This is a genomic window from Dyadobacter sp. SRI_021 (genome assembly GCF_057586235.1).
Genome location: NZ_JBYCZM010000002.1, coordinates 211,376 through 227,519, shown reverse-complemented (window position 1 = coordinate 227,519; position 16,144 = coordinate 211,376). Strand labels below are relative to the sequence as shown.

At 52.0% G+C, this 16,144-nt stretch carries 10 protein-coding genes; 5 read left to right on the top strand and 5 right to left on the bottom strand.

All coding sequences use genetic code 11. The features are described 5' to 3' along the window. Positions 1–162: 162 nt before the first annotated feature. From AC2YIT_RS06250 to AC2YIT_RS06230, 5 genes are all read left to right on the top strand, one after another. On the top strand, positions 163–3,708 hold the full coding sequence (locus AC2YIT_RS06250; RefSeq protein ID WP_487278616.1) for a PVC-type heme-binding CxxCH protein: 3,546 nt from the start codon (positions 163–165) through the stop codon (positions 3,706–3,708). 38 nt (positions 3,709–3,746) lie between these two features. Beyond that, on the top strand, positions 3,747–6,746 hold the full coding sequence (locus AC2YIT_RS06245) for a SusC/RagA family TonB-linked outer membrane protein (protein ID WP_487278615.1): 3,000 nt from the start codon (positions 3,747–3,749) through the stop codon (positions 6,744–6,746). 20 nt (positions 6,747–6,766) lie between these two features. Further along, entirely contained in the window at positions 6,767–8,350 is a 1,584-nt protein-coding gene (locus tag AC2YIT_RS06240) for a RagB/SusD family nutrient uptake outer membrane protein (protein WP_487278614.1), read from the top strand. Positions 8,351–8,517: 167 nt separating this feature from the next. Beyond that, complete coding sequence (locus AC2YIT_RS06235; RefSeq protein ID WP_487278613.1) at positions 8,518–9,840, top strand: aminopeptidase P family protein; 1,323 nt, start codon at positions 8,518–8,520, stop codon at positions 9,838–9,840. Between the two features lie 52 nt (positions 9,841–9,892). After that, positions 9,893–10,381, top strand: a complete 489-nt coding sequence (locus AC2YIT_RS06230) for a DUF6934 family protein (protein WP_430847478.1) — start codon at positions 9,893–9,895, stop codon at positions 10,379–10,381. Between the two features lie 246 nt (positions 10,382–10,627). Here AC2YIT_RS06230 and AC2YIT_RS06225 read toward each other — a convergent pair whose 3' ends face one another. From AC2YIT_RS06225 to AC2YIT_RS06205, 5 genes are all read right to left on the bottom strand, one after another. After that, positions 10,628–12,421: a DUF885 family protein gene (locus tag AC2YIT_RS06225; RefSeq protein WP_487278612.1), complete on the bottom strand. Its 1,794-nt coding sequence runs from the start codon at positions 12,419–12,421 to the stop codon at positions 10,628–10,630. Positions 12,422–12,686: 265 nt separating this feature from the next. Then, the gene (locus AC2YIT_RS06220; protein ID WP_487278611.1) at positions 12,687–13,427 is read right to left on the bottom strand and encodes an AraC family transcriptional regulator; all 741 of its coding nucleotides are present in this window, start codon (positions 13,425–13,427) and stop codon (positions 12,687–12,689) included. A gap of 225 nt (positions 13,428–13,652) precedes the next feature. Further along, complete coding sequence (locus AC2YIT_RS06215; protein WP_430847472.1) at positions 13,653–14,426, bottom strand: LytR/AlgR family response regulator transcription factor; 774 nt, start codon at positions 14,424–14,426, stop codon at positions 13,653–13,655. Then, complete coding sequence (locus AC2YIT_RS06210) at positions 14,423–15,523, bottom strand: sensor histidine kinase (RefSeq protein WP_430847470.1); 1,101 nt, start codon at positions 15,521–15,523, stop codon at positions 14,423–14,425. Before AC2YIT_RS06210 ends, AC2YIT_RS06215 begins: the two co-directional genes overlap by 4 nt. Before the next feature lie 144 nt (positions 15,524–15,667). After that, positions 15,668–16,087, bottom strand: a complete 420-nt coding sequence (locus tag AC2YIT_RS06205; protein WP_487278610.1) for an SRPBCC family protein — start codon at positions 16,085–16,087, stop codon at positions 15,668–15,670. Positions 16,088–16,144: the final 57 nt, after the last annotated feature.

Genomic DNA, 16,144 nt, shown 5'->3' with positions numbered 1-16,144 from the left:
GGCGATAAGCTCTAAGCTTTTAGTTTGAAAAGTTCGATTCGCAAAGGCAGTGAACTGCCTTAATGGGCATTCCTGGCCAAAGAGCAAAAAACGACGCGTTAAAAAACCAAGAAATAACAGACTTATAGCATACAGCTTAAAGCCTAAAGCATATAGCCTCCCATGAAACAAACGTTACTTTTCCTTATCTCCGTCATTCTCCTGCACGGCTGCGCGCAGAAGCAAGGCCCCGCGCAACGTCCGACCGCCTCTACTGAAACTGACACCGGCCGCCGCGGCGACGGCCGCCGTATCGAGCTGCTGTTCCTTGGCCACGACAGCCGGCACCATTTCTCGGAAAAGTACTTTCCAATGCTATCGTTACCGTTGTTCCAGAAGGGCATTAACCTCACTTATACTTCCGACCCGAACGCATTGAACGCAGAAAATCTCGCGCGGTACGACGGCGTGGTGATTTATGCCAACCACAATACCATTACAACGGCGCAGGAAAATGCGTTGAAAACCTTCGTGGAGGGTGGTAAAGCGCTTATTCCGCTCCACGCGGCCTCTTTCTGCTTCCAGAATTCGGATTGGTATATCAAAGCGGTGGGCGGCCAGTTCAGCTCACACGAGTATGGCACATTCACTGCGCCGGTGGTGAAAGCAGATCACCCGGTAATGCAGGGCTGGAAGACGTTTGAAACCTGGGACGAAACTTATGTGCATTCGAAACTGAACCCGGACATCATCGTGTTGCAGGAACGCGTCGAAGGCGGCCGCCACGAACCGTGGACCTGGGTGCGCACACAGGGCAAAGGGCGCGTATTCTACACTGCCTACGGGCACGACGAGCGCACCTGGAAGCAACCTGCATTTCAGGAACTGGTTGCCAATGGCATTATGTGGGCCGTGAGTGATGAAGCGAAGGCGCGGCTAGCGAAATTCAATTTACCCAAACCCACTTACACCGACGCCAACGTCCCCAATTACGAAAAACGCGACCCTGCGCCGAAGTTTCAGCAGCCCCTATCCCCCGCCGAATCGCAGAAACTGACGCAGGTGCCGGTGGATTTTGAACTGAAACTGTTCGCCTCCGAGCCGGACATCGTGAAACCCATTGCCATGGCCTGGGACGAGCGCGGACGCTTGTTTGTAGCCGAAACGCGAGATTACCCCAACGAAGTACGCGACCAGGACGGCGTAGGCAAAGACCGCATCAAGATTTGCGAAGACACCGACGGCGACGGCAAAGCCGACAAATTCACCATTTTTGCCGATAATCTGAATATTCCGACCAGTCTGGTATTTGCGAACGGCGGCCTTATCGTGGCGCAGGCACCGCATTTCATTTTCCTGAAAGACACCAATGGCGACGACAAGGCCGATATCCGCGAGAACATCATTTCCGGCTGGGGCAAAAGCGATACGCACGCCGGGCCTTCGAACCTTAAATATGGGTTGGACAACAAAATATGGGGTGTGTTGGGCTATGCAGGATTCCGCGGCACGAACTCAGGTAAGCAGCTGAATTTCAGTCAGGGCATTTACCGCTTCGACAACGATGGCAAAAACCTGGAATACATCGGCCGTACTTCCAACAACACCTGGGGCTTGGGTTTTTCGGAGGAATTTGAAGTGTTTATTTCAACAGCGAACGGGAATTACAGCGGGCATTTTGCCATGCCGCTTGAATACGTAAAGCGTTCGGTAGCAGACGGCTCGGGCAATACGGTTTACAAACTCGATTCGCATTATGAAATGAACTACCTCACGCCCGCGCTCCGCCAGGTGGATTTCCATGGCGGGTTTACGGCCGCGGCAGGGCATAACCTTTATACGGCCCGCAATTTCCCGAAATCGTACTGGAATGCCACCGCATTTGTTTGCGAACCGACCGGGCGATTGCTGTACCAGGCATTGCTGAAACCAAAAGGTGCAGGTTACAAAGAGAAGAATGGCTTTAACCTGCTTGCCAGCGCCGACGAATGGTTCTCGCCCGTGCATGCGGAAGTAGGCCCGGACGGGGCCGTGTGGGTGGCCGATTGGTACAGTTTCATCATCCAGCACAACCCTACCCCGCGCGGTTTCGAGAATGGGAAGGGTAATGCTTACATTAACCCGCTGCGCGACAATCAGCATGGACGTATATATAGGATCGTTTGGAAAAATGCGAAGCAAACTCCCTATCCGAAACTCGATAAAAACGACGCGGCAAGTCTGGTGGCCGGTTTGAAAAACGACAATATGTTCTGGCGTACCACGGCACAGCGGCTGATCGTCGAATCGAAGAATACCGCGGTGATCCCGGAGCTGATCAAAATGGTAAACGACCCATCTGTGGATGAAATCGGATTAAATAGCCCTGCGGTACATGCATTATGGACACTCGATGCCCTCGGTGCTTTCACCGGCCCAAATGAAGAAGCCTATCACACACTCGTACGCGCTATGCGCCATCCGGCAGCCGGCGTTCGCAAGACGGCCGTGAAGCTGCTCCCTCGTAACGACAAGACGCTTTCCGCCTTGAAATGGACCAACTCGCTGAACGATCCGGATCTGAAAGTGAGGTTGGCTACCATCCACGCATTGACCGACTTGCCCGCTTCGGAGGAAATCGGCCGGATGCTGTACCTGGCAGGCCAGGATTCGCAGAACGCGGCCGATGAGTACCTGGCGCAGGCGATCTTTTCGGGGGTTATCAAGCATGAAAATGGTTTCAAAGCGGCGGCTGCGAAGCTCAAAGACTCCACATTAACGGCGCGTATCGAACGTGGATTGATCGAGGAGACTTATATGTTGAATCTATGGTCGCCTCCGATCTACCCGCCCGATGTTTCCCACAAAGAAATCAGGATCAAAGCCATTATCACCAAAGCACAGGAAGACCTTTCGGGTGTGGTAGTGTCTCAGGGGAACCGGCAGAACGGGTATAGCCTGTATATGCAGGACGGCAAAATGCACTGGCTGGTGCGTCAAAACGGCCAATCGTACCAGGTTACTTCCACGAGAAAACTACCTGATGAGCGCTTCAATGCCTACGCCACCCTCTCGGAAGGCGGAAAAATGACGCTCGCGATCGAAGACGAAACGCCGGTAACCGGTAATGCCGCCGGTCTTTTCCACCAGCCGTTCATCCCCGACGACATCCGCCTCGGCCGCGATTTGCGCGACGGAAACCAGGTAGGCGCGTATGCCGACAATGCAAGGCTGCACGGCTGGCTGGACATCAAGAGTACGCTGCACCTCCATAACCAGGCCTTTCAAGGCCTGGCCCCCCGGACGCCATTACCCTCAGGTACAGCCTCAGTACCTACGACAGCGACCGCTGAAGTCCTGAAAGGCAAAGGCACACCCACCACTATCAAACTGAAAGTGATCGAGCATGAAATGAAGTTCGACCAAAAAAACTTCACCGTAAAACCCGGCCAAAAGGTGACCATACAGTTTACAAACCCGGATTTCATGCAGCATAACCTACTCATTATCAAACCCGGGACATTGGAAAAAGTAGGCAATGCGGCCGACTTGCTAGCGCGGGAAGCGAATGCTATTGCGCTCAACTATGTACCCAAAATGCCCGAAGTACTGCATGCTACAGAACTCGTAAGCCCCGAAGGCAATGCGACGCTGGTGTTCATCGCGCCCGACAAGCCCGGCGACTACCCGTTCCTCTGCACAGTACCCGGCCATTGGCGGATCATGAACGGCATTATGAAAGTCCAATGAGTACCCTCAAATAAGTTTAACCATCTAACTCCAATTGTATGAAAAGACCATTATCCCGCCTGATCCGGGAACTGCACCGCTTTTGCCTCCTCGCGGCGGCGGTCGCCTGTTTCCTGACCCAAAACGCCCTGGCGCTCGCCGCCGACCGACAGATTTCCGGCAAAGTGGTGTCCGCAGAAGACAAAAACCCCCTGCCCGGCGTGACCATCATCGTAAAAGGAAAAAATACCGTGGGTACCGCCACCGACACGGATGGAAAGTTCAAGCTGGAAGTGCCAGAGGGATCGACGCTGATCCTGAGCTACATTGGTTACGTGAGCCAGGAACTGTCCGTAGGCAACCAGAGTGAGTTCACTGTGGAACTGGCACCCGACCAGAAACAATTGCAGGAAGTGGTGGTGATCGGGTATGGTACGCAGAAAAAAGGGGACATTACCAGCTCTGTGGCGAGCATCAAACGGGAAGATTTTGTCCAGGGAACCGTGCGCGACGCGGCACAGCTGGTGCAGGGCAAAGTGGCCGGTTTGCGCATTACGACCCCTAGCGGCTCTCCTACCTCCAACACGCAGATCAATTTGCGGGGTATAAACTCCATTGAAGGGACTGCCAACCCGCTGATCCTGATCGATGGTATTCCCGGCGGGTTGAACACCGTGGCACCGGAAGATATCGAATCGGTGGACGTGTTGAAAGACGGTTCGGCGGCGGCGATTTATGGTACACGTGCTACCGGCGGGGTAATCCTCATCACGACGCGCAAAAACCGCGGCGCTTCGCGGTCGACGATCGAGTATTCCAATTATGTCAATATCCAGACCATCGCACGCCGTCCGGAACTGCTCACGGGCGACGATTACCGTCAGAAAATCAAGGAAGGAATCGCTTACACCGATTACGGCGGCAATACCGACTGGCTTTCGGAAATCATGCAAAAACCGGTTAGTCATAACCATAACCTCACGTTCTTTGGAGGAAACAGTACCACCAACCTTACCGGCTCGATCAACTACCGCAACTGGGAGGGTATATTCCTGAGATCGGGACAAAACCGGTTCACGGGTCGTGCAGACCTGAATCATGCGATGTTCAACAACAAATTGAAAACCAATTTACAGATCATCAACCGCATCACCCGCTCCAACGGCGCGGTAAGCCCGGCCAACGATGACGCGGCCTACGGCTACGCCTACCGCCAGGCCATTATCCGCAACCCTACCGACCGCGTGCGGACCGACGACGGTAAGTGGCAGGAGCGCGACGGTTATTTCTATGAAAATCCCGTTTCGCTGCTCAATGAATCGAATTACGAAAGTTCGTTCAAGGAAATGCGTATGGCCGGTAGCCTCGACTACGCGCCGATCGATGACCTGAATTTCAAGTTGCTCGTATCGAACGTTCAGAACAGCAACCTCGAAGGCGGTTCCACCACATTCAATCACACGGCCACGCGCCTGAGCAATCAGAATGCGACCGCGTTCCGCAGCACCTACGCCAACAACGAGAACCTGCTTGAATTCACCGGAAATTATTCCAAAGCCATCGGCAAGCACCGTTTCTCGGTACTCGGCGGGTACAGCTGGCAGGACGCTACCTACGAGGCATTCTCGGCCAATAACTGGGATTTCCCGACCGACGCCTACGACTGGAACAACCTCGGTGCGGGCGGCGCATTGCAAAAAGGCCAGGCCGGCATGGGTAGTACCAAAAACAAATGGCAGCTCGCAGGTTTCTTCGGCCGCTTGACTTACAGCCTGAGCGACAAATATCTATTCATGGCCAGCGTGCGCCGCGAGGGCTCTTCGCGCTTCGGGGTGAACAACCGTTGGGGTACATTCCCGGCGGCGTCCATAGGGTGGCGCATCAGCAAGGAAAACTTCATGGGCAGCCTCGGCGCGGCTTCCGATATCAAACTTCGCGCGGGTATAGGCGTAACGGGTACGATCGCGAACAATCCGTATATGTCTCAAATCAGCTACAACTTCGACCGCGAAGAAGGGGCATTTATCGGCGGCAAATGGGTACCGGGCTTCGTTCCGGCACGTAACTTCAACCCCGACCTTCGCTGGGAGAAAAAAGAGGAATACAATGCCGGGGTGGATTTCGGGTTTATGAAAAACCGCATTAACGGATCGATCGATTTTTACAGCCGTAAGGTGAAAGATCTGCTCTACAATTTCCCGGTTCCGGTTCCGCCTTATCTGACGGGCAGCATGTTTATCAATGCCGGGGTAATGCAAAACAAGGGAGTCGAGGTATTGTTGAATATCGTTCCTATCCAGACGGGTGATTTCCAATGGAATACAGGATTCACCTATTCCACCAACCGCAACAAGCTCGTGAGCCTTTCGAACGAGCAGTTCCAGGCTGCGAACGATTTCTTCGACGCGGGTTACACGGGCGAGCCTATCCAGGTGAGCACACACCGCGTGAAAGTAGGTGAGCCGATCGGCCGCTTCTTCGTTTGGAAAAGCGTAGGTGTGGACGATAAGGGCGCATGGCTCATTGAAAACAAGGATGGCGAGGTGATCCCTATTGCCGACGCTACACCGGAAGACCGTCAGTATTATGGGAATGGTATTCCAAAACACATTGTGGGCTGGAACAACAACATCCGCTACAAGCAGTTCGACCTGGCTGTGAATATGCGCGGCGCCTTTGGTTTTGACATTCTCAATTTCCAGAGCATGTTCTATAACAACCCTCGTAATAAGGCCTACAATATGCTTAAAACCGCCTACGATCCGATCGACGGCAAGGTGCTCAATACCGACCTCGTATATGTGTCGCATTACATCGAAAAAGGTGATTACTGGAAAATCGACAATGTGACGCTGGGCTACACCCTGCCTGCCAACACGATCAAAGGCATTAAAAACGCACGCATTTTCGTGTCGGGCCTCAACCTGGCAACTATTACCGGCTACACGGGCATCGACCCCGAGGGCGTGATTTTCACTGGCTTCTCACCGGGTAACGACTACCGCGACAAATACCCTACCACCCGGACATTTACAGCCGGACTGAGCGTAACATTCTGATCCACAAACATTTTGAATTTATGAAAAACAAAAATATAAGATACGCGATCCTGGCCGCATTACTCGCCGGGGCTCCGCTCTACTCCTGCACCGACCTGGACGAGCAAGTGTATTCCGAAGTGCTCGGGAGCAGCTACCAACCAACCGAAAAGGACCTTCCGGCCATTGTGGCGCCCGTTTACTCGTCGCTACGCTCGCTAATGCTCGGCTGGCAGGGCTATTTTGATTTGCAGGAAGAGGCCGCCGACGCGATCATCACGCCCGTGCGCCCCAATGGCTGGGACGATGGCGGCACCTACCGCCGTATGCACCAGCACACGTGGACGGCCCTGCAATGGCAGCCCGAAAATGCCTGGCGCCAGGCATTTGCCAGCATTACCACGGTGAACCGCGTGCTGTCTCAGATCGCGGACGGTGATTTGCCGCTAACCAACGGCAAGGATGCGACCATCGCAGAGCTCCGTGCGGTGCGTGCCTTCGCCTATTACCTTTTGCTGGATAACCATGGTAACGTGCCTATTGTAACCGACTTCAAGGACGTTACCCTTCCCAAACAGAGCCAGCGTAAAGAGGTTTATGATTTTGTGGTAAAAGAACTGACGGAATCGCTTCCGAATCTGAGCGAAAACGCCGGCACCACTTACGGCCAGATGAACAAATGGGGTGCGAAAACGCTTCTGGCCAAAATTTACCTTAATGCGCAGGTATACACAGGCACACCCGAATGGGCGAAGGCGATCCAGGAAGCCGATGACGTGATCAAAAGCGGCAAATATGTGCTGGATGCCAATTATTCCGATGTTTTCACCTGGACGAACTTCAATTCCAAGGAAATCATATTTGCCATTCCTTACGATGAAATTTACGGGACCGGCAACCAGATCCACATGAAAACCCTCGATCCCCTGAGCCGATCGGTGTACCCGATGAACGCCGGTCCGTGGGGAGGGAACTGTGCCGTTCCCCAGTTTATCGACACCTACGACGCCGCCGACACCCGCCTGGCCGACACCTGGATCATGGGTCCGCAGAAAAGTGCCGCAACCGGTGCCGTCGTGATCACTTACAACAAGGCGGTGCCGGGAATGGACAAGACCTCGTCGTCGGACGGGTTCCGCATTGGTAAATACAAAATCAAACCCAATGCCACGGGCAGCCTTGACAACGACTTCCCGTTCCTGCGGTATGCGGATGTGCTGATGATTAAAGCCGAGGCATTGCTGCGCACCGGCAAGGCTGCCGAAGCAGCCGAACTGGTTACGCAGGTGCGCCAACGTGCGTTCAAAGCCTCACCGGAAAAGGCTAAGGTAACGGCGGCCGATCTGACGAAAGGCAGTCGTTACAATTACGGCTACCAGGCGACGGACGGCACCATTACCGAGCGTCAGGGAGGCGACGATATTCAGTTTGGCCGGTTCCTGGATGAGCTGGGCTGGGAATTCGCCGCGGAAGCACACCGCCGTCAGGATATGATCCGATTCGGGGTGTATGAGACCAAGAAATGGTTCAACCACCGCCCGCAGTCGGCCCAGCGCGCGCTCTTCCCAATCCCGCAGAATGAAATCGACAAAAACCCTAATCTGAAACAGAACCCGGGTTACTGAACCATTTATAAATTTGGGTTAGGTAGTTCCTATTTGCTCGCCGGACGGAGTATATTTGTTTCGGTGAGCAAATTTTTTATTGTATTTCAAAATTCCGTTATCCCATGTTTTCACAATCAACATACTTAAACCGGAGAAAAACACTTCAATCCAAACTAGGCAAAGGCTTGATACTGCTTCTCGGCAATGAGGAAAGCGGCATGAACTACCGCGATAACGTATATCCATTCCGTCAGGACAGCACATTCCTCTATTACTTCGGCATCGACCAGGCGTCACTGACCGCCGTGATCGACCTCGACAACGGCAGTGAAATCATTTTCGGCGATGAGCTCACCATCGACGACATCGTATGGACCGGCCCGAAGGAAGCCCTGGCCGAAAAAGCGGCCAAAGTGGGTGTCAGCCAAGTAAAACCAGCGGCAGCTGTGGGCAGCTTCCTGAAAGACGCATTGTCGCGCGGGCAGAGCATTCACTTCCTGCCTCCATACCGCGGCGAGCATTATCTGAAATTGCAGGAATGGCTGCATGTGAATCCTTCCGAGGCCCTGCAAAAGGCCTCTGTCGGCCTCATTAAGGCTGTCGTTTCGATGCGGTCATATAAGTCGGAGGAGGAAGTGGCCGAACTTGAAAAAGCCGTAAACACCTCTGTCGACATGCATTTGTCCTTCATGCGCGACACCCGCCCAGGCATGACTGAGAGAGAAATTGCCGGCAAGCTCCAAAGCATGGCTATCGCACAGGGCGGCGACATCTCCTACCCCGTCATCCTGACGGTCAATGGTGAAATCCTGCACACCCACGCCCGAGACCTCGCGATCCGCGACGGCCAAATGGCATTATGCGACGCCGGGGCTGAAACCGCCATGCATTACTGCGGCGATCTCACGCGGACCATTCCGGTGGGTAAGGCATTTACGAGCATTCAGAAAGAAATGTACGAAATAGTCCTCAACGCGCAGGAATCGGCCATTGCCGCCTGTAAACCAGGGGTTTTGTTCAAAGACATTCACAAACTCGCTTCCACCAAACTCGTCGAAGGCATGAAGCAAATGGGCGTCGTAAAAGGTGACGTGGCAGAAGCCATCGAGCACGACGTGCATACCCTGTTCTTCCAATGCGGCCTCGGCCACATGATGGGCCTCGACGTCCACGACATGGAAAACCTGGGCGAGCAATACGTAGGCTACACCGACGACCTGAAAAAAGGCACCACTTTCGGTTGGAAATCGCTCCGTCTGGGCCGTGCGCTGGAACCCGGCTTTGTCGTCACCGTCGAGCCCGGCCTTTATCTCATTCCCACCCTCATCGACCGCTGGAAAGCCGAGAATAAACTCGCCCAATTCATTAACTACGAAAAGCTGGAATTGTTCCGCGATTTCACGGGCATTCGCATTGAGGACAACCTCTTGATAACCGAAAATGGCAACAGGGTACTCGGGAAAGAGCTGGTGAAAAGTGTAAGGGATGTGGAGGCGTTGAGGGGATGAAAAAATAGATTGGATTACGTTCATTTGTGTTCCATTTTATCCCTTCATCTGAATGAACTTAGACTGCTACCCTTGCTTCGCAAACGAATCACATTTGGTGTATGAATTTATGAGTTGCGGAAACAAGGGAGCAGTTAAAAAGATAGTTGAGTATGCATGGACCGGGTTGGGAGATGTATACAACCTCGCTTTTGGCGACTTTGACGAAGCTCTTAACGATATTAATGACCTGGTCGTAACCAATAACGGAGATCGCCTGAAAGTACTTAGTACAGTTGCATGGACTGTTAGGGAATTTATGTTCTGGTATCCGGATGCACTCGTGTTCGCAATAGGAAGTACCGATTCAAGGAACAGATTATATAGAATTGGCATAGTCAGTAATTTAGCCGAAATCCAGAAAGAATTTGTTATTTTTGGTAAACCCGAATGTAGCGGCTGGGAAGAATTCGTTATCGGAAAGAGTTATATAAGTTTTTTAGTTGGAAGAAAAGAAAACAGAGAAGCAATATGGAATCAACTTCAAAACCTAGATCTGTGAAACCAGGTGAAATGCCTGTTAAAGACATGAGTTATCTCGAAGGAAGAGTCCTTTTTCCTGAAAAGCTAAAAAAGGCGCGGGAAGTATTAGAACCTCTCTTTTCTAGGACAAAAGAGGCCCATTGAGCCTCTTTTTTACTTACCGCCAAGTACCGCCTTTCCAAAAAGCAAACCACTCACGTCGCCAGCATACAAAGCCAGCGGGTTTGCCTCTTTGAAATACATGATATAGGAGTGATTAAAGAGGTTATTTAAACTGATAAAACTTCCACTGGGTTTTGAAATCGGGTTTCAGCGACTGATTGGTCAATGTGGCACGCACCATTTCGATCGGCATGTTATTTTCCTTCATCACGGCGTCGTGAAACTGTTTGAATGTCATTTTACCGCTGTCGACAAGCTCCTTTTTCAGACTGAATAGCTGCAAGCCGCCGATGAGGTAAGCTACCTGATACAATGGGCTATAATTCCCTTCGAATGACCGCCTTACCTCCCCTTCCGCATTCGCGCGCTCGTGGCCGACGCGGTCGACCAGGAAATCGATGCATTCCTGGGGTGTCCATTTGCCCAGGTGGTAATTCAGCGAGAAGATGATACGTGCGCAGCGGTGCATACGCCAGAAAAGCATTCCGATACGCTCCTCGGGCGTTTTGGCAAAACCTTTATCATACAAAAGCAACTCCCAATACAATGCCCAGCCCTCCGTCCAGAACGGCGTGCGGAAATCGCTGCGGTAGGACTTGTAACGACTGTTCATATAATATTGCAAATGGTGGCCGGGGACGAGTTCGTGATGTACGGTGGAACGCGAGAAATAGGGGTTGTTGCCGCGCATACTCATCAGCTTGTCGTCATGCGCCATTGTATTGGTAGGATAAGAAATGATAATGTCCCTTCCGCCCAGGAAAAACGGGTTCACCAATTGCCTTTCCGGTGTCATCATTTGCATCCCCCAGGTTTCGTCGGCTATCTCCGGATAGTCTATGAGGTTGTTTTTGAGGATAAATTCCTTCGCATCATTGTAAAGTTTCAGGATCAGTTCGGGTTGGGTGCCGGCCGGAACATAGCTGTTTTTCACTTTCTCCTGCGCCTTCTTCCACTCATTTCCGAAACCCATTTCCGCGGATGCTTTCAGCAGTTCCTTGTCACACCACGCGAATTCCTTATTAGCGAGTTCAATCAGTTCATCGGGTGTGTATACGATCATTTCAGTTCCCAACTGGCGAATCAACTCTTCCCGGCCAATGGGAACGCCTTTGATGCCGCTGGCGTCCTCTTTCTGCGTCGTATTGAGTTTCCCCTTGCTGCGGATGAGTTTCGAATAGGCCAGCAATGTGCTATCCAGCGTTTTATAGGGCTTCGGCACCCACCAGGTAAACAACGGATCATAACCATTATAAAACTCAAATGTACTCTTCAACCGCGCTTGCAGGCCGGTTATTGCCTCCACACCCATGCGCGACAGCGGCATATCGATCGATTCCAGCTTTTTGAACGATTCCTCGGCCTGCTTTACTTCTTTCTGCCAATCGTTCAATTTCGCTGCCACTGCCTGCCCATCCACGGTAGCGCCACGCCGGCGGCCTTTTTCCAGTTCATAAATACCCACGGCGAAGGGAATGTACTTTTCAATTTGCCCGTACTCCTTTTCCTCCTGGCTCAATGTCAGCAAATGGTCGTCGATATTACGTTTCAGCAGCAGGTAATCCACCTTCCCGTAAATGCTCATCGCGTTGAAATCCATCTTGGCAAGCTTGCCCAGATAGTCGTTATCCACCTCCCGCAGCCGTTTACGTTGCTCCGGCGATTCGAGAGCGGGACCATTACCGCGTTGGCCCCGCCCCTCCGCGGGCATAGGACCGTAAAAGTAATTCACCGCACGAATGTCCTGCGCATACTGGATCACCAGACCCGCTACCTCGCTGGTTTGTTCATATAGGTTAAATTTAGATTTGGTGGACTGTGCTGCTGCCGCAAATGCAGCGGACCAGCAAAATAGAAAAACCGCCCAGCGCGAGCGCATTACGTAGTTATGCATCATAGGATTCAGGATATTAAGGTTGGATTTTACCAAAATTAGCCCAAAATCCCAGCGAAAACATACCGGGTTTTAATCATTTATTGACGGATTTTAGCAAGGTAGCCTTCTGTGGTGCATTAACCCGCTCCGGCGCTTTCGACACGCGCAATATGCCCTCACAGGCTGCGTAATGCGGTCATCCCCGGCCATTGATGCATTGAAGTCTGTGGTCGGGGCAGATGTCGCCGGAAGCGGAAAGGATTTTACAAAAGAGGATTGACGGCTGTCAGTGGTCGGCCGTCACGACTGACTTACTGTTCAAAAGCTCGGCACGATACCGCGAAATAATAGCTTTCAACGTCTCGCCAGTCCCTTTGATCACCAGCTTGTTGAGGTTATACTGCGACATTTTCATCGCTGCGGCCACTTCCTGAATGGTGAGATATTCATTGCCTTCCAGCATTCTTCGTACCTCGTTGAGCACCCGGTCGGTTTCCTCGCTATATTGAGCAACGGTCTCCGGCCTGTGCATATCCGGCAAATTGCGTTTCACAAGGTTGACCAGCAATGCGGCCGAATTTGCCACGAGCTCGCGGCTGCTGTCCTGCAAATGCCCGAGTTCCGTTTCGATCAGTCGGACAAGGTGCGTAACTGCCAGCCGGTCGGTTTCATTGCGGAGCTCTTTCTGGCGCAGGAAATTGGGCACTGAAAACAGGTCGCGCACAGCGCGGAACATGCCTGTGAAGCTGTTGAAAGGATCCGCCGCCCCGGCGATACGGAACGGATCGAAGAAGATAGTAAGTAAATTGGTCCTGTAAAAGGACTTGAAATGGATTGGGTGGCCGGGGGAAAGGAGAAAGATCGCCTGCTCTTCGTAGTGCCACGAATCATCGTCGCAGGACAAAACGCCCTCCCCTTCCGTGACAAATGCAATACCAAACAAACCGCCAAAGCGGGATGACTGTTCGAGCTCGCGGGCTTCGCAGCTTACCAGGTTCAGGGTTTGATCGATATTGAGTTCTTTCATCACGTTGAAGAAGGGTTTAGGAATAGTCACCTCATCCCGTGTCCGGCGTCCACGAAACACAGGGTTTAGGTTTATGGTCAACTTACTGTTGGTTTCCGCAAAAACACAGTCAGTAAGCAAAGATGTTTACCAATGCCCAAACCGAAAAATCAAAGGTGCCCAATGCCGGATTTCAGGGGCCGAATGCCCGCTTTGGAAGGAAGAAAGGAAACCCGGTTACAACGGTTACTTACCAAGCCATTGCTTGAAATCGGCCATGCGATCGCCGCTGACGAAGACCTCCTGCGCAGTGGCGGGAGTCAGTTCGAGCTTCAACCTGCCGGCCGAAACGGTGTAGATGGAGCGGATGCTGTTCAATGCGATGATGAGCGAGCGGTTGATGCGGAAAAACTCTTTGGGGTCGAGCATTTGCGCCAGTTTGTCGAGGCTATAATCCATCGCGAGGTGCTGCCCGTCGTACGTGCGGAGGAACGTGGCCTTTTGCTCAATGGTGAAATAGGCGATCTCGCTCGTACGAATACTGAAAAGTTTCGGACCCGCCGAGGCAAGGAAACGCTCCTTATAACCCTCCTCGTTACCCGATTGGTACATAGCCATCAAAGCAGCAAAGTCCGGCGCTGGAGTGGCCGCGGATTTGGCGTGTAACATTACGAACTTGTCGATCGCCGCCGTGAGTTCAGCCTTATCGACCGGTTTCAGCAAATAGTCTATCCCATTGGCTTTGAATGCTTTGAGTGTATACTCGGAATACGCGGTGGTGAAAATGATGGGGATCGTCAATTTCAGTTCCTCGATGATCTTGAATGCCAGATCGTCTTCCAGATGCAAATCCATGAAAATCAAATCAGGGCGCGTATTCGCGGCGTCGCTCAGCCATTGGATACTCTCTTTCACGGACGAGAGTTTGGCCATCACGTTGATTTTGGGATCATATTTGCCCACGAGACTTTCCAGGCGGTTGGCACTCAGCGATTCATCCTCTATAATAAGCACATTCATGAAAGCAGCGGCACTTTAACGGTAAAACAGCCGTCGGTCTTATCGACCATCACCGGCTTGTCGATCAGCAATTTATAGCGGTTCACAATATTCTGAAGGCCGAGCCGTGTGGAAGATTCGGGCAGCTCGCGCACCTGCAACGGATTGCGGATCACCAGGTAATCGCCTTCTACACCGATGGTAATTAGCAGCGGATTGCTGGCCGACATCCGGTTATGCTTCACCGCATTTTCCACGAGCAGCTGTAATGTGAGCGGCACGATCGAGTATTTGTCTTTCTCCTGGCAGGAAATGCGGATATCCAGACTGAGCTTGTTCTCAAACCGGATCATCAGCAGGAACATATAAGTTTCCAGAAATTCAACCTCCGTCGCAAGTTTAATCGAATCGTAAACCGACTTTTCCAGAATATACCGGTATGCCTTGGACAACTGATTGATGAATTTGACAGAAAGCTCCTGGTTGGTTTCCACCAGCGTCGTGAGCACGCTAAAATTATTGAAAAGGAAATGCGGGCTCACCTGATTCTTCAATGCATTGAAATGGGCTGTCGCGTTTTCCTTCTGCAAGCGTTCCTCGTTGACCACCACCCTTTGCAGGCGCTCGTACACGCGCTTGTTGGCCGCGAGATAATATTCCGCCATCAGCGCCAGCACCGTAATGCTCGTATTGGCCCGCTGTTTCAACACGGGGGTTTTGTTGAGGGTAATAGGCAGTACATCGAAGCTCCTTTTATCAAAAACCGCCTCCATCCAGTGCCAGAGATAGCGGTACCAATGGTTGAACACCATAGCCAGGCCAATCGCCACCACAAGCATGATTGCCTGGTTCAATACACGAAAACGATCGGGAAAATCTTCTCCCAGAAAGCGGGAAGTAATGTACTGGAGCCATTCGATTACATTGATCCAGAGAATAAAAAAGGCAATGCTGAACAGCACCTCCATCGTCCACAGCGGCAAGCGATGCCAGAAGGTAGGCATATCGATCTGCAAGACGTTCATATAGATGCGTATTGGCACATATATGACCGCGAAGCCCAGACCAAGTTCCCATTTTTGGCGGTTGGTAAGACGGGATGTTATTCGGGATTGCATTTACTTTTAAATTCTGGACATCAAAATTAATAAAGTAGCATTAACTGTGATCTACTATTTTTCTGATGAGTCGGGTGAAGCAAAAAGCGGGCGGCCCGATCCTACCGACCGGGCCGCCCGCCTACGACTTGGCTTAATGACCAGTTATTGCTCCGCATACTTCTTGAAATTATCGAGAATCGCCTGCCAGCCAGCCTGCTGAAACTCGACCGGATGCGTATTCTCCGGATCGAATGTCTCGGTTACTTTGGTACCATTGCCGTCCTGTTCGAATAAAACAGTCACTTTACGGCCGTCGCCCAGGGTGTAAGCCAGGTAGCGATTTTCCTCCACTTCGGTGTAGGTACCCCCGAAATCGAAACTGAAACTGCCGTCCTTCGCAGCCATGGTGGTTTTGATGCTGCCGCCTACGCGTACGTCGTTTTCAGAGAAAGGGGCATGCCAGTCGTCGGATGCGAAACACCATTGGGTAATGTGCTCCGGCGCATTCCACTTATTCCAGACATCCGCTACCGGTGCATTGATATTCGCTTGTACAGTTACAGGTTGTGTTGTCGCTTCCATTTCTTTGTGTTTTTTAGTGATGATTGATGTTACAAAGTTGCCGGGTTTCCGGGAAAC

What these genes read in the sequence shown, in the direction of transcription:
- AC2YIT_RS06250 (WP_487278616.1), top strand. Translation starts at nt 163, where the DNA reads ATGAAACAAACGTTACTTTTCCTTATCTCCGTCATTCTCCTGCACGGC.
- AC2YIT_RS06245 (WP_487278615.1), top strand. Translation starts at nt 3,747, where the DNA reads ATGAAAAGACCATTATCCCGCCTGATCCGGGAACTGCACCGCTTTTGC.
- AC2YIT_RS06240 (WP_487278614.1), top strand. Translation starts at nt 6,767, where the DNA reads ATGAAAAACAAAAATATAAGATACGCGATCCTGGCCGCATTACTCGCC.
- AC2YIT_RS06230 (WP_430847478.1), top strand. Translation starts at nt 9,893, where the DNA reads ATGAACTTAGACTGCTACCCTTGCTTCGCAAACGAATCACATTTGGTG.
- AC2YIT_RS06225 (WP_487278612.1), bottom strand. Translation starts at nt 12,421, where the DNA reads ATGATGCATAACTACGTAATGCGCTCGCGCTGGGCGGTTTTTCTATTT.
- AC2YIT_RS06220 (WP_487278611.1), bottom strand. Translation starts at nt 13,427, where the DNA reads ATGAAAGAACTCAATATCGATCAAACCCTGAACCTGGTAAGCTGCGAA.
- AC2YIT_RS06215 (WP_430847472.1), bottom strand. Translation starts at nt 14,426, where the DNA reads ATGAATGTGCTTATTATAGAGGATGAATCGCTGAGTGCCAACCGCCTG.
- AC2YIT_RS06210 (WP_430847470.1), bottom strand. Translation starts at nt 15,523, where the DNA reads ATGCAATCCCGAATAACATCCCGTCTTACCAACCGCCAAAAATGGGAA.
- AC2YIT_RS06205 (WP_487278610.1), bottom strand. Translation starts at nt 16,087, where the DNA reads ATGGAAGCGACAACACAACCTGTAACTGTACAAGCGAATATCAATGCA.